Annotated in this window: 13 protein-coding genes; 8 read left to right on the forward strand and 5 right to left on the reverse strand. The window is 59.9% G+C overall.

The annotated features are described in order from the left end of the window. The first annotated feature begins 156 nt into the window (after positions 1 to 156). On the forward strand, positions 157 to 576 hold the full coding sequence (locus tag RHM68_RS21895) for a polyribonucleotide nucleotidyltransferase (protein WP_322219082.1): 420 nt from the start codon (positions 157 to 159) through the stop codon (positions 574 to 576). A 16-nt stretch (positions 577 to 592) separates the two neighbouring features. Further along, positions 593 to 1498: a cation diffusion facilitator family transporter gene (locus tag RHM68_RS21900; protein WP_322219083.1), complete on the forward strand. Its 906-nt coding sequence runs from the start codon at positions 593 to 595 to the stop codon at positions 1496 to 1498. Here RHM68_RS21900 and RHM68_RS21905 read toward each other — a convergent pair. Further along, positions 1483 to 2529: a DUF6515 family protein gene (locus RHM68_RS21905; protein WP_322219085.1), complete on the reverse strand. Its 1047-nt coding sequence runs from the start codon at positions 2527 to 2529 to the stop codon at positions 1483 to 1485. The two genes, RHM68_RS21900 and RHM68_RS21905, sit on opposite strands and share 16 nt — an antisense overlap. 433 nt (positions 2530 to 2962) lie before the next feature. Here RHM68_RS21905 and RHM68_RS21910 point away from each other — a divergent pair, with 433 nt between their 5' ends. Both RHM68_RS21910 and RHM68_RS21915 read left to right on the forward strand, forming a co-directional pair. Further along, a complete protein-coding gene (locus RHM68_RS21910) occupies positions 2963 to 3442 on the forward strand; it encodes an Lrp/AsnC family transcriptional regulator (protein ID WP_007937367.1) in 480 nt (159 codons plus the stop codon). A gap of 165 nt (positions 3443 to 3607) precedes the next feature. Then, the gene (locus RHM68_RS21915) at positions 3608 to 3817 is read left to right on the forward strand and encodes a DUF2788 domain-containing protein (protein WP_259496837.1); all 210 of its coding nucleotides are present in this window, start codon (positions 3608 to 3610) and stop codon (positions 3815 to 3817) included. On the opposite strand, the gene RHM68_RS21920 is transcribed toward RHM68_RS21915, so the two are convergent. The 4 genes from RHM68_RS21920 to RHM68_RS21935 form a co-directional block, all read right to left on the reverse strand. Next, a complete protein-coding gene (locus RHM68_RS21920) occupies positions 3812 to 4447 on the reverse strand; it encodes a pseudouridine synthase (protein WP_322219092.1) in 636 nt (211 codons plus the stop codon). The genes RHM68_RS21915 and RHM68_RS21920 overlap by 6 nt on opposite strands. 70 nt (positions 4448 to 4517) lie before the next feature. Then, entirely contained in the window at positions 4518 to 6017 is a 1500-nt protein-coding gene (gene amn / locus RHM68_RS21925; RefSeq protein WP_322219094.1) for an AMP nucleosidase, read from the reverse strand. Between the two features lie 87 nt (positions 6018 to 6104). Next, entirely contained in the window at positions 6105 to 7751 is a 1647-nt protein-coding gene (locus tag RHM68_RS21930) for an acyl-CoA dehydrogenase family protein (RefSeq protein ID WP_322219096.1), read from the reverse strand. Positions 7752 to 7825: 74 nt separating this feature from the next. After that, complete coding sequence (locus tag RHM68_RS21935) at positions 7826 to 10210, reverse strand: 7TM diverse intracellular signaling domain-containing protein (protein ID WP_322219098.1); 2385 nt, start codon at positions 10208 to 10210, stop codon at positions 7826 to 7828. Between the two features lie 337 nt (positions 10211 to 10547). On the opposite strand from RHM68_RS21935, the gene RHM68_RS21940 reads away from it, so the two are divergent. From RHM68_RS21940 to RHM68_RS21955, 4 genes are all read left to right on the forward strand, one after another. Then, positions 10548 to 11345 (forward strand): hydroxymethylpyrimidine/phosphomethylpyrimidine kinase, encoded by a 798-nt coding sequence (locus tag RHM68_RS21940; protein ID WP_322219100.1) that lies wholly within the window; start codon positions 10548 to 10550, stop codon positions 11343 to 11345. A gap of 18 nt (positions 11346 to 11363) precedes the next feature. Then, entirely contained in the window at positions 11364 to 11987 is a 624-nt protein-coding gene (thiE, locus tag RHM68_RS21945) for a thiamine phosphate synthase (RefSeq protein WP_322219102.1), read from the forward strand. Between the two features lie 17 nt (positions 11988 to 12004). Next, positions 12005 to 13288, forward strand: a complete 1284-nt coding sequence (gene hemL, locus RHM68_RS21950) for a glutamate-1-semialdehyde 2,1-aminomutase (RefSeq protein WP_322219104.1) — start codon at positions 12005 to 12007, stop codon at positions 13286 to 13288. A 224-nt stretch (positions 13289 to 13512) separates the two neighbouring features. Beyond that, complete coding sequence (locus tag RHM68_RS21955) at positions 13513 to 14067, forward strand: tetratricopeptide repeat protein (RefSeq protein ID WP_322219106.1); 555 nt, start codon at positions 13513 to 13515, stop codon at positions 14065 to 14067. Positions 14068 to 14121 lie beyond the last annotated feature (54 nt).

Consider the following 14121-nt stretch of genomic DNA (forward strand, 5'->3'; position numbering starts at 1 on the left):
CAATCCTCAATGATCCCTATAGGGGGTGAGACGCCGCCGCAGTTTACGGTGGGCACGCCCCGCCGGGCCGAGTATAACGGCGAACTGTCAGGCGTTCGTCATGGTCCTAATGCATACCGACGATGCTTCGTTTCCAGATGACCCAGGAGGTTTTCCATGCGTGTTCCCTTTCGCTTGATTGGCGGTGTTTTGGTCGCCACCCTGCTGACCCAGGTCAGCGCCTGCGGTTCGATCTTCTACCCTGATCGTCGCGGTCAGATTGACGGCAAGATCGACCCGGCCATCGCCGTCCTCGATGCCGTGGGCCTGCTGTTCTATATCATCCCCGGCCTCGTCGCCTTTGCCGTGGACTTCACCACCGGCGCGATTTATTTCGAACCGGGCAAGACCGCGCAAGTCGCGCCAGAAAAACTCAAGCAAGCCGTCGGCCCTGACGGCAAGGTCGATAACCACAAGTTGCAAGCGATTCTCGAAAGCGAGTTGGGCCGCGACTTTCCGCTCGACGACCCGCGCCTGATCCAACACAAAGGCAGCACTCAGCAACTGGCCATGTTCGGCCTGCAACCTGCCGCGTAAAGGAACCCGCGCCCCCATGACCACCAGCCCCGAACATGCCCGCCTGCTGCGACTGGCAACCCGCGCTTCCGTGGCGGTTGCCTGTACGCTGATCGTCGCCAAAGCCATCGCCTGGTGGCTGAGCGGATCGGTGAGCATGCTCGCCGGGCTGACCGACTCGGCACTCGATGGTGTTACCTCGCTGCTCAACCTGCTGGCGGTGCATTACGCATTGCGCCCGGCGGATAACGATCACCGTTACGGCCATGGCAAAGCCGAATCACTGTCGGGCATGGCCCAGGCGCTGTTTATTGGCGGCAGTGCGGTATTGATTGCCTTGCAGGCGATTGAGCGGCTCAAGCATCCAGAACCGGTAGGGGCACCGTGGCTCAGTATTGGGGTCATCATTTTCTCCCTGGCCCTGACCTTCGCGCTGCTGATGCTGCAACATCGGGTGATTCGCGAAACGGGTTCCAACGCCGTGCGCGCCGACTCGCTGCATTACCGCTCGGACATGATGCTCAACGGCAGCATTTTAGTGGCCTTGGTATTGGCCGGGTTCGGCTGGCATCAACTGGACGCGTGGTTCGGTTTGGGGATTGCCGTCTACATTCTGTGGAGCGCGATTCAGATCGCACGAGAAAGCTTTGCGGTACTGATGGATGAGGAACTGCCGCTGAATGTCAGCCAGCACATGCTGGAGTTGGCTTGCAGTGTGCCGGGTGTGCTTGGCGCCCATGACCTGCGCACACGGATTTCCGGCAGTCACTGGTTCGTCCAGCTGCATCTGGAGTTGCCGGGAGAGTTGACGCTGTCCGTGGCCCATGGCATCAGCGACCAAGTCGCCGAGGCCATCCATACCGCTTACCCGCGAGCCGAAGTGCTGGTACACGCCGACCCGAGGGATGTGGTCTTGGCCGCTCGGGCTCAGTCAGTCACCTGATAACCGCGACTGCTCAGGCAATTGCCCTCGGCCTGCCGGTAGGCTTGTACTACCGACGGGTCCGGTTGATAGGTGACGGCTCTCGGGTCAAAGCCACTTTGTTGTACCGCCCAGCGCGAGCAATCTTGACCGTCTTGACGGGACTGCTCCGGCGACTGGCCGTTGGCCGGATAGGCCACCACGTCATAACCATTGTTGGCGGGTTGTGGCTGCGGTTGCGGTGCGCCCATCGGCGGCTCAACCACTACGTAGTCCTGGGTGCTTTCTTCGTAGGCGTAATACGAGCCGGCCGCAAGAAACAGCAACGCGCCACCGACCCACACTTCACGGGCGTAGTCGGGCAGGTAACTGACTCGAATCCCGCGAGGTGGCTCAACCACCATGTACCGCGGACCTTGCGGACGATACCAGTAGCCGCCTGAGTAAAAGTAATCCTGCCCACGGTACGGCACGCGGAAGTTACGGTCCGGGAAGCGGTCAATCATGTAACCGGGACGATACTGCGGCCCTGGGCCCCAACCATTGCCATGTCCATCCGGACGACCCGCCCAGCGATGATCGTCGGGATGTGAGCCCGGACCACCCGCCTGCCAGTGCTGGTTGTAATTGTTGCGCTGTGGCACATCCTGATAGTAGCCGCGTTGAGGTTCCTGGGTCTGACGCACGGTATCGGGCTTGCCCTGGATCGGCAGATTATTGGCTGGTTGCTGCGGTGGTCGGCCTTGCCCGTTCGGTTGCTGCTGGGGCGGATGGTTTTGCCACTGGCCGCCCTGATTCTGCCCGTTGTGCTCGAACTGGCGATAGTTCTCGCCACGAATAATCTCGTTGTTCTGCGGGCGAGGTTGATTCTGCTGCGGGTTATTTTGCGGATGCGGCTGATCGCCACCGTGCCCCTGATTTTCTCCCCGGTGCTCAGACCCGCGCTGCTCACCCTCGGGCCCGCGGTTCTGTGGTTCATCGGCAAATGATTGCGCCGTGATACTTACCCATAGCAAACCAACACCGGCCAAACGCCAGATGCGCGACTTCATGCTTTTCCTCACTGCGGGTTAGGGCTTGTACGTAAGACTGAAAAAGCACAGGCCGGTTCGGCAACAGGTTATCAGTCACGCCACTTATTTCGCAGGCCTTAACCGCAATCACACGCACAAAAAAGGGAGACCTGTCGGCCTCCCTTTGAGAATTTTGTCCGTTGCTCGACGCTTTTGACGTCGGCTCACATCACGCCGTCTTCTGGACAGTGTGTCGCTCGGGGGCCGACTCAGCCCCGGTAGGGGTGGCGACCGCAGCAGGCCTGATGGGCGAGCCGCACTGGACTGTTTGTCCGAGCAGTGATTCTGGTGATAAGAATAGGCTTGAAGCGCCGGCAGCGGATTGCGAAGATTGCTCGATTAAACATCACTTGCGCAATTTTTAACCCTGGATAGATAATCCGCCGCAATAGTTATGACAAAGGCCTGATTGATGAGCAAACTCGACCGATACGACCTGAGCATTTTGGCGGAATTGCAGCGTGACGCGCGCATCTCCAATCAAGAGCTGGCCGAACGCATCGGCCTCTCCCCTTCGCCTTGCTCACGGCGGGTCAAGCAATTGGAGGATGACGGCTACATCTCGCGCCAAGTGGCCCTACTGGACCGCAAGATGCTGGGCCTGAGCCTGACAGCCTATGTGCTGATCGGCATGGACCGGCACACACCGGAGCGTTTCGAGAACTTCGAAGCCGCAATTCGCACCCTTCCTCAAGTGCTGGAATGCAGCCTTGTGACCGGTATGGACGCCGACTACCAGTTGAAGGTAGTGGTGCCAGACATGGATCACTATCAGAAACTGCTGCTGGGCCATCTGACCCGTATTGAAGGGGTGACCAGCGTGCGCTCAAGCTTCGTGCTGAACCAGGTGTTGAACAGTACCGAGTTGCCATTGACTCATCTACGCAGCTGAGCACACCTTCACCGGCACGCCCCATAGTTGCAATGCATTGCCGCAGAAGAGGTCCGCACAAGCGCCCCATAACGGTGGCACACCGACGCAGGTCAATGCGGCGTCAATCCGCCATGGCGTATACTCGCCCGGCCCTTTTAGCCCTGCCCGCGCCGGAGATGTTCAATGGATCCTGCCGTATTCGAAGAATGGATGATGACTGGCCTGGTCAGCATCCTGATCATTTTCATGGGTTTCATCGTCTGGGACCTGGCGAAGAAGTCCAAGGCCGGCAAGTTCGGCACCTTCATTTTGTTCTTCGTGCTGGGCCTGGGAATTCTCGCGTTCATCATCAAAAGCGTGGTCATTGCGTACATCGAGAACAGCTCGTCATAAACGCGCGGGCACTTCCTTCCACTGCCCCTGATCGAGCCCTTCGATCGTCCAGTCGCCAATTTTGACTCGTACCAGACGTAACGTCGGCAAGCCGACCGCCGCCGTCATGCGCCGCACTTGACGGTTGCGACCTTCGCGAATGACCAACTCCAGCCAACGGGTCGGCACGCTTTTGCGAAAACGCACCGGCGGGTTGCGTGGCCATAGCTCAGGCTCATCCAGTTGCCGCGCCTCGGCGGGCAGGGTCATGCCGTCGTTCAACTCGACTCCCTCGCGCAAGCGCTGCAATTGGTCGGCACTCGGTTCGCCTTCCACCTGCACCCAATAAGTCTTGGCCAACTTGTGTTTAGGGTCGGCAATCCGCGCCTGAAGCTGGCCGTCGTTGGTCAGCAACAACAAACCTTCGCTGTCACGGTCCAGCCGCCCGGCCGGGTAGATCCCCGCAATGTCGATAAAATCCTTGAGCGTCGCCCGGCCTTCCCCGTCGCTGAACTGCGTCAGCACATCGAACGGCTTGTTGAACAGGACAAGCTTGGGCTCGGCCGGCGGTGCTTTGGCAACACGGCGCGGGGCAGATTGCGGATTATTCACGCCAGGGCGGCGGGAAACGGGACGTGGAGGACGAGGCATAGGAAAAGGAACATCTAACGGTCAGGACCGACAATGCTAGTGGTCTGACCGTTAAATGACCACCGCGCAATCAGCGGAACGGCGGCTCGTCGAAGCTACGCAGCTTGCGCGAGTGCAGCGAGTTGAGTTCGGTGCGCAACAGATCCACCGCCTCGATGCCGATTTTCAAGTGCTGGCTGACGGCGCGCTCGTAGAAGGCGTTCGCCGAACCCGGCAGCTTGATCTCACTGTGCAGCGGCTTGTCTGAGACACAGAGCAGCGTGCCGTAAGGCACCCGCAAGCGATAACCTTGCGCGGCAATCGTGCCGCTTTCCATGTCCACCGCCACGGCGCGAGACAGGTTGATCAGCGGACGCTCCTGAGCCCAGCGCAGTTCCCAATTACGGTCGTCGTAGGTCAGCACGGTGCCGGTACGCAGGCGCTTTTTAAGCTCGTCACCTTTCTCGCCAGTGATGTTGGCAGCCGCCTGTTGCAAAGCCATCTGCACTTCGGCCAGGGCCGGGATCGGAATGTTCGGCGGCACGACCCGGTCGAGAATCCCGTCGCGACGCATGTAGGCGTGAGCCAGCACGTAGTCGCCAATGGTCTGGGACTGACGCAAGCCGCCACAGTGGCCGATCATCAACCAGCAATGCGGGCGCAACACGGCCAAGTGGTCGGTGATGTTTTTCGCATTGGACGGGCCGACACCGATGTTCACTAAGGTCACACCGTGGCCGTCGTTGGCGATCAGGTGATAAGCCGGCATCTGATAGCGGTGCCAGACCACGCCAGCGGCAATCGCCGACGCTTCGCCATGGTCCATGCTTTTTTCGATGATCACATTGCCCGGCAGCACCATGCGCACGAAACGCGGGTCGCTGCGCAACTGCTCCAGGCCATGGACGATGAACTGGTCCACGTAGCGGTGGTAGTTGGTCAGCAGAATCCACGGCTGCACATGACGCCAGTCACTGCCGGTGTAATGCACCAACCGACGCAGCGAGAAGTCCACCCGCGCCGCATCGAACAGGGCCAGCGGCAGTGGATCGGTGTTTTCCCAATCGTATAAACCGTCGGCGATGCCGTCGGTGGCCGCAGACAGGTCGGTACTGGGGAATACTCGCGCCAACACGGCAGCGGTGACGCCGGAGCCGGCCAGCTCATCGCCCTGCTCGACGATGTACGGATAAGGAATATTCTGCTGGCTGACGCCGACTTCTACCGTGACGGTGAAGTCGTGCATCAACGGCACCAGCTGTTCCAGCAAATATTTACGGAACGCGGCGGGATGGGTGACGGTGACGCTGTAGGTACCCGGCAACTGGACCTTGGCATAGGCGCGCGTGGTCTGTGGGACTTCACCCTGGCAAAGATAGGTCAGGCGCAGTTCCGGGTAACGAAACATCGCACGCTGTTCGGCGTCCGGCTCGACACGATCCTTGAGATAACGCTTGAGTGCCTGACTCAGTGCCGAGGTTGCACGCTCGTGCAGAGCGGCAAGCCTGTCTACGGCTTGTTCGGCGGTTTGAACGACAATAAACGCTTCGGTCACGATCAGCTTCCTGTGTTCTGACTTGCAGGCCTTCATCTTGCCTGCATCGTCGTCCAACGGGAACCGCGGCGTGTTGATACGAATACTCAGAACACCCACGATCCAGATATGAGTGCGTGTCGATCATAGAAGCGGGGTCGAGCGGGCGACTATCGCTTCAACCTCCAGCCCACGCGGCAACACACCGTACACCCGGCCCGCCGATCCCAGTCGACTGGCGATAAACGCATCGCTGACCGCCGCATTGCCCGCCTCCAACAGCAACTTGGCTTGAAGCCCCAGCGCGATATCCTCGGTCAACTGTCGGGCGCGGTATTGAATGTCACAGGTGTCTTTGAACGCTGCCTGCAACTGGTGGATGTGCGCAGCCAGACGTTTATCGCCATGACCATCGCCCAGCTCATTGAACAACACATCGAGCACCCCCGGCTCTTTCGACAAGGCGCGCAGCACATCGAGGCATTGCACGTTGCCAGAACCTTCCCACGTCGAGTTCACTGGAGCCTCACGGTACAAGCGCGGCAGGATGCTCTCTTCAACATAACCGGCGCCGCCCATGCATTCAGCGGCTTCGTTGATCATGGCGGGCGCGCGCTTACAAATCCAATACTTGCCCACCGCCGTCACCAGCCGAGCGAATTTCGCTTCATGAGTATCCGTCAGGTGATCCAGGGCACGGCCCATGCGCAGGCTGAGTGCCAGAGCGGCTTCGCTTTCCAGCGCCAAATCAGCCAGCACGTTCTGCATCAGCGGTTGCTCGCTGAGCAGCTTGCCGCCGACTAGGCGATGGGCGCAGTGATGGCTGGCCTGAGTCAGGGCCTGACGCATCAACGCGCTGGACCCCACCATGCAATCGAAGCGGGTCATTGCAACCATTTCAATGATGGTCGGCACGCCTCGCCCCTCCTCGCCGATCATCAAGGCCAGCGCCCCACGGAACTCCACCTCGCTGGACGCGTTGGAGCAGTTACCGAGTTTGTTTTTCAGCCGCTGAATGTAGAACTGATTGCGCGTGTCGTCCGGACGATGACGCGGCAGCAAAAAACAGCTCAAGCCCTTTTCAGTCTGGGCCAACGTCAGAAAGGCATCGCACATCGGCGCCGAGCAGAACCACTTATGCCCCACCAGCTCATAAGGCTGGCCGGGACCACGAGCGCCGACCGGATACGCTTGGGTAGTGTTGGCGCGCACGTCGGTGCCGCCCTGCTTTTCAGTCATGGCCATGCCGAGCGTGACGCCGGCCTTGTGTGCCATGCCAACGTTACGCGGGTCATAGTCGGTGGCGAGGACTTTCGGCAGCCACTGCTCGGCGACATCCGCCTGCAGGCGCAGGGCGGGAACGCTGGCGAAGGTCATGGTCAACGGACAACCACTGCCAGCCTCGGCCTGACTGTGCAGGTAACTCATGGCGGCACGGGCGACGTGGGCACCGGACTGCGGGTGCGTCCAGGGTAGCGAGGTCAAACCGTGCTCGATCGCCGTGCGCATCAGCTCGTGATAGGCCGGATGAAACTCCACCAGGTCAATGCGATGCCCGTAACGGTCATGACTGGCGAAAACCGGCTTGTTCTGATTGGCCAAAAACCCGGCTTCCATCAGCGGACCGCCGGCCAGCGCACCATACGCATCGATCCGAGACTCGGCCCAACCGCCCCCGAAACATCGCGACCACTCCTGCAACGGCACGTCGATGCGGTACAGGTTGATGCCGTCCAGCGACGGCGGTTGGTTGGTGACTTCGTGGGTTTCGGCAAACTGATGCAGGTTCATGACGGGCTCGTTTGATCAGCCTGGGGATTTTCAGTTAAGCACTGCCCCCCGACTGATCAAAGCGTCATATCTGCCTAACTATCGGCGCTTTCGCCTTGCTTTTTCGCCAGCACTCGACGATAGAGCGCGGCCTGTAAATCCTCGAATTTCACGGGTTTACTCAGGTAATCGGTCAAACCGCAGCTCGGGCAGCGCTCGCGCTCAACGCTCAGCGCCAACACAAACACCGGCAAATAGACACAGCCTGGCAGCGAGCGGATCTGACAGCAGACGGACACGCCGTTCAGTGACTGCAACTGACAATCCAGTAAAACCGCGTCAAAGACTTCACGCTGCAAGTAATCGAGCGCAGCGTTGCCGCTGTCGGCGGTCCGTACTCGGAACCCAAGCTTGAGCAACATCCCGCGCATCACCAGTTGGTTGATGCTGTTGCCATCCACCAGCAATACCGCGCACTCCTGGGGTGAGCGCAGACGGATGCCCTGCCGGGCAATCGGCGGAGCAACGGATGGCTCCACAACAGGCAGCGCAAACTCGACGTCCAATTGGAAGCGACTACCGCGCCCCGGTTCAGATCGGTGGGTCAAGTGCCCGCCCAGTAACTCGACCAGTTGCCGACAAATCGCCAGCCCGACACCAAGACCGCCATATTCACGTGTCATTGAGCTATCGAGTTGGAAGAAGCGCTGATACATCGTCGCTTCACCCAAATCGGTGAAGCCGATACCGGTGTCAATCACCGCAAAAGACAACGCCAGCCGCTCGTTGCCCAGCGGCTTGCCGGTCACTCGCAGCGCCAGCCCACCGACCCGGGTGAACTTGATGGCATTGTCCAGCAAACACTCCAGGCACTGCGCCAACTTGGCGCTGTCACCAATCAAGCGATCGGGCAAGCCTGGCGTCACGTCTACCTTGAAGTCGAGGGACTTACTCGACGCGTTACCCTCGAACTGCGCGCGCAACGCCTCGACGACACCGCGCAAACTGAATGTCGCCGGATTAGCCCTGAGCTTGCCGGCCTGCAACTCAGTCAGGGTCAGAATACCGTTGACCATGCGCATCATGTCCCGCGCCGAACCGGCGGCTGTTTGCTGGTATTGCTCAAGCTCCGGGTCCATATCGACGGTTTGCATCAGCTCCAGTGAACCGATCACACCATTCATGGGCGTGCGCAGTTCATGGGTCAGCGTGGCGAGAAACTCGTCTTTGAGCTGGTTGCTGCGGGCCAGTTGCTGGTTGAGCACTTCAAGCTTCTGACCCGCATCGAACAGCGTCTGGGCTTGCTGCTGGCGCATGGCATTGATGCGATCGGCCAGGGCCAGGGACAGCAGCGCCACTTCGATCGCAGAACCGATCTGGCTGGCGTACATCGTCAGGAAGACGTTGGGCAGGTAACCCAGCACCATCAGCGTATTAACAATGCCGCCCAGCAAGAACGTTGACCAGGCAATGATGAAATAACGCGCCACCCGCAGGCCGCGCCACCAGGCGAAAATCCCGGCGGCAAAAATCACCACGGTAAAGAGCAGGGCAAGCGTCGTCGCCAAACGCAGGGCCAAGGCATAACTGGTCATCAAGGACAACCCGACCACCACTGCGCCAAACACAATCAAACCCAGCAGCAGGCGATCAAGCCAGCGACTGTAGGTGGCGGTCTGCAAGAAACTGCGGGCGAACTGGCTGCCGAACAGCCCCGCGCAACCGATGAAGAACGGCGTCGCAGCATTAGCCCACCACGGGCTGTTCGGCCAGAAATACTCCACGCCAGCGCCGTTTACAGACAACTGATAAAAGCCGAACGAGGCGATATAGAAAATGTAATAGAGGTAGCTGGTGTCGCGCACGCTGAGAAAGATGAACAGGTTGTAAACCACCATCCCCAGCAACACACCGTAAATCAGCCCCAGCACATAGAGCCGGGTCGGCTGGTCTTCGAGGTAGGCGGTGCTCGACCATAACGTCACCGGTGCCTGAATCGAACCTTCACTTTGCAGACGCAAGTAAGCCGTTTGTGCCTGCTCGGGCTTGAAGTCCAGGCTGAACAAATAGTTGTTTTGGCGAATCTCGCGACTGTCAAACGGCAGCGTATCACCTGTACGGCGGATCAACTGATAGTGGCCATCAGCATCAGGCAAATAGAGATCGAGGTGATCAAGTGGCGGATAGGCCAGTTCCAGCAACCAAGTGCGTTGCGCCGCCGGGTTGGTCGGGCGATAACGCAAGTCGATTTTGAGCCAGAATACCGAACGAGAATAACCGGCGTTGAGCGCCGCTTTATCGTGGGGTTTGAAGTTTCCGGCGGCAGATTGCGCCAGGACGTCGGCGATGGTCGCCTGAGCACTGGCGTCTTCATACACCTGCATCGTTCGCCCCAAGGGGAGGCTTTGGGTGAACTCATCAAACTCGACGGCGCTTGCCAAAAGGGGCAAACACAGCAGCAACATCAGCAAATAGCGCATTTAAGCCCCAGCGTGACCTTTCCGGTTGTGTCAGGAAGCCCCCCCATTCCTTTTGAGTAGACGTAAAACCGGTAGTACCTGTTATTGATTTGGATCCACTCTAGCATAGCCGCTGATGGCCATTGAACACCATTGATATTTTTCCTACAAAGGCTCTAGAACGGGTGTTTCAGCGCAACATATTGAGATAGAGCTGTTGGCTTGGTCTGCGATGGAAAAGACTGCCGAGGTCCTTGAGCGCGCGCGGTAACGAAGCGGGCTCCCTCGCCACACAGTATTGGCCTGTACAGATGCCGCAACACCCGAAAAAACAGGTTTGGTGGTAAGCTCGCGCACCATGAATATCTACAGCTCTCGTCCCGTTGTCCTCTGTCTCTCCGGCCACGACCCTAGTGGTGGCGCCGGCTTGCAGGCAGATATCGAAGCCCTGCTCGCTCAGGGTTGTCATGCGGCCCCGGCCATCACCGCCCTGACCGTGCAAGACACGGTCAATGTCACTGACTTCCGCGTCCTCGACCGTGAGTGGGTCTTGGCCCAGGCCAACGCCGTGCTCAACGACTCCGAAGTCGCGGCCGTGAAACTGGGCATGCTCGGGTCCCTGGAAATGGTCGACACCGTGGTCGAACTGCTGTCGGCGCATCCGCATTTGCCGGTGGTCTGCGACCCGGTGCTGCGCGCCGGTGGTGGCGGGCGCCTGGGCAAGGACGAAGTTGGCTATGCCATGCGCGAACGTCTGCTGCCGCTGTCGATCATCGCCACCCCTAACCTCCCCGAAGCCCGCATCCTCGCCGAACTGCCTGAAGGCACCGCTGACGAGTGCGCTGAAAAACTGCTGCCCTTCGTCAAACACCTGCTGATCACTGGCGGCCATGGCGACGAACACGAAATCCACAATCGCCTGTACAGCCGCGACGGCCGCCGCGAAACCTTCACCTGCCAACGTTTGCCGGGCAGTTATCACGGCTCCGGCTGCACCCTCGCCAGCGCCCTAGCCGGTCGTCTGGCTCAAGGTGAAAACCTCGCCAGCGCCGTGCAGACCGCGCTTAACTACACGTGGCGCACCCTGCGTGATGCGGAGCAACTTGGCAAAGGCCAGTTCGTACCGCGCCGCCTGCCGCTGGATTTTTGTTCGTAACGTCATGAGGCCTGCCCGATGAAACTACGTGGCCTGTACGCCATTACCGATAGCCAGTTACTGGCCGGTAAATTTCTTTCATACGTGGAGGCGGCGCTGGAAGGCGGCGTCACCTTGCTTCAGTACCGCGACAAGAGCAGCGACGAGGCCCGACGCCTGCGTGAGGCCCAAGCCCTGCGTGATCTGTGCGAACGCTACAAGACTCAACTAATCATCAACGACGACGCTGAACTGGCCGCACGCCTCAACGTCGGCGTGCATCTGGGCCAGACCGACGGTCCGCTAACGCCTGCCCGCGCGCTGCTCGGACGCCAAGCAATCATCGGCGCGACCTGCCACGCGCAACTCGAACTCGCAGAGCACGCCGCCAAGGAGGGCGCCAGTTACGTCGCCTTCGGACGCTTTTTCAACTCCAACACCAAACCCGGCGCACCGACCGCCAGCCTGGACCTGCTGGACCAGGCCCGCAGCAAACTGCACCTGCCAATCTGCGCAATCGGCGGCATCACCCTCGACAACGCCGCGCCATTGGTAGCCCACGGAGTCGATTTGCTGGCGGTGATCCACGGTCTTTTTGGCGCCGACAGCACCGCCGAGGTGACGCGCCGTGCCCGTGCCTTTAACGAACTGTTCAAATCCTGATTTTTGAGAGCCCGATCATGTCTCGTTCCGAAACCCTGTTTGCCAATGCCCAGAAACACATCCCTGGTGGCGTGAACTCGCCCGTTCGCGCTTTCAAGAGCGTTGGCGGCACCCCGTTGTTTTTCAAACATGCCGAAGGCGCCTACGTCACTGACGAAGACGACAAGCGTTATGTGGATTACGTTGGTTCGTGGGGGCCAATGATCCTCGGTCACAGCCACCCGGACGTGCTGGACGCGGTGCGCAAACAACTGGGCCACGGCCTGTCTTACGGCGCCCCGACCGCCATGGAAACCGAGATGGCGGACCTGGTCTGCTCAATCGTGCCGTCGATGGAAATGGTGCGCATGGTCAGCTCCGGCACCGAAGCGACCATGAGCGCCATCCGCCTGGCCCGTGGTTTTACCGGCCGCGACGACATCATCAAGTTTGAAGGCTGCTACCACGGCCACTCCGACAGCCTGCTGGTCAAGGCCGGTTCCGGCCTGCTGACTCAGGGTGTACCCAGCTCGGCCGGCGTGCCGGCGGACTTCGCCAAACACACCCTGACTCTGCCGTTCAACGACATCGACGCGGTGGCAACCATGCTCGCTGAAGTCGGCCAGGACGTGGCGTGCATCATCGTCGAGCCGGTGGCCGGCAACATGAACTGCGTACCGCCTGCACCCGGCTTCCTCGAAGGCTTGCGGACGTTGTGCGACCAGCACGGCGTGGTGCTGATCTTCGACGAGGTGATGACCGGTTTCCGTGTCGCACTCGGCGGCGCCCAGGCGCACTTCGGCGTGACACCCGACCTGAGCACCTTCGGCAAGATCATTGGTGGCGGCATGCCTGTCGGCTGCTTCGGCGGCAAACGCGAAATCATGTCGCACATCGCGCCACTGGGTCCGGTCTACCAGGCGGGCACCTTGTCGGGTAACCCACTGGCCATGGCCGCCGGCCTGACCACTCTGCGCCTGATCAGCCGTCCGGGCTTCCATGCCGAACTGAGCGACTACACCCGCCGCCTGCTTGAAGGCCTGCAACAGCGCGCCGACGCCGCTGGCATTCCGTTCGTGACCACTCAAGCCGGCGGCATGTTTGGCTTGTACTTCAGCGCTGCTGACAACATCGTCACGTTCGATGACGTGATGTCCAGCGACGCCAATCTGTTCAAGCGCTTTTTCCACCTGATGCTGGAAGGTGGCGTGTACCTGGCACCCAGCGCATTCGAAGCCGGCTTCACCTCGATCGCTCATGGCGAAACCGAGTTGAAACTAACATTGGACGCCGCAGAACGAGCCTTCGCCGCACTGAAATAATGCCGCCGCGCTGACGCTGGCCATTGCCAGCGTCAGCTTTCACCTACATAGCTGTCCTTTTTCCTACCCTTGCGCTGACGATCCCCCATAAATCGGGCTATATATTCCCCGAGCAGCAGAAAAACGAGTAAAGACTTTGTAAGGTTGGCCCTGCTTATTTCATAATGCGCGCTTATTGGATCCCTCGATGGGTCCGCGCGCCCTTCAGAGGTAAGTCGATTCCCATGAACCGCATCGGCTGCACCCTTGCATTGGGCTGCCTGTTGCTCCTTCAGCCCCTGCTCGCGCACGCACAAGCAGGCGGCAACTCGTTGTTGATCCCGGCGATGGGTCGCTGCACCCTTAATACTCAGCCGCAAGACGTGACGCAGGCCCTCGCCGCCTGCCAAAAAGCGGCGACTGAAGGGGATGCGCAAGCGCAATACGAGTTGGGTGAGTTCTACTACGACGGCAAAAATGCGCCGCGCGACCTCAATCAAGCCCTCAGCTACTTCGAAAAAGCCTCGCTACAAGGGCACGCCCAGGCGCAATTCAAACTCGGCACCATGTTCTTTCACGGCGAAGGCGTACCGGCCAACAACGTCCAGGCGTATATCGTGCTGAAAATGGCGGCGGTCAATGGCGCCGAAGATGCGTTGGACACTGCCGACGAAGTCGCCGAAAAAATGCCACGCGAAGAACTGGAAGTCGCGACCCAGGTGCTGGGGCAAATATTCCGTAAATACTTGATGGAATTGCAGAGCGCCGATGGGCGCACGCCCTTCTCGCCACTGCCTTAATCACGCCGACGATCTTTCTGCCCCGCTCGCGAACAAACCCTGGCCCACACTCGA

It is taken from the genome of Pseudomonas sp. DC1.2, from assembly GCF_034351645.1.
In the GTDB taxonomy this organism is placed as follows: Bacteria; Pseudomonadota; Gammaproteobacteria; order Pseudomonadales; family Pseudomonadaceae; genus Aquipseudomonas.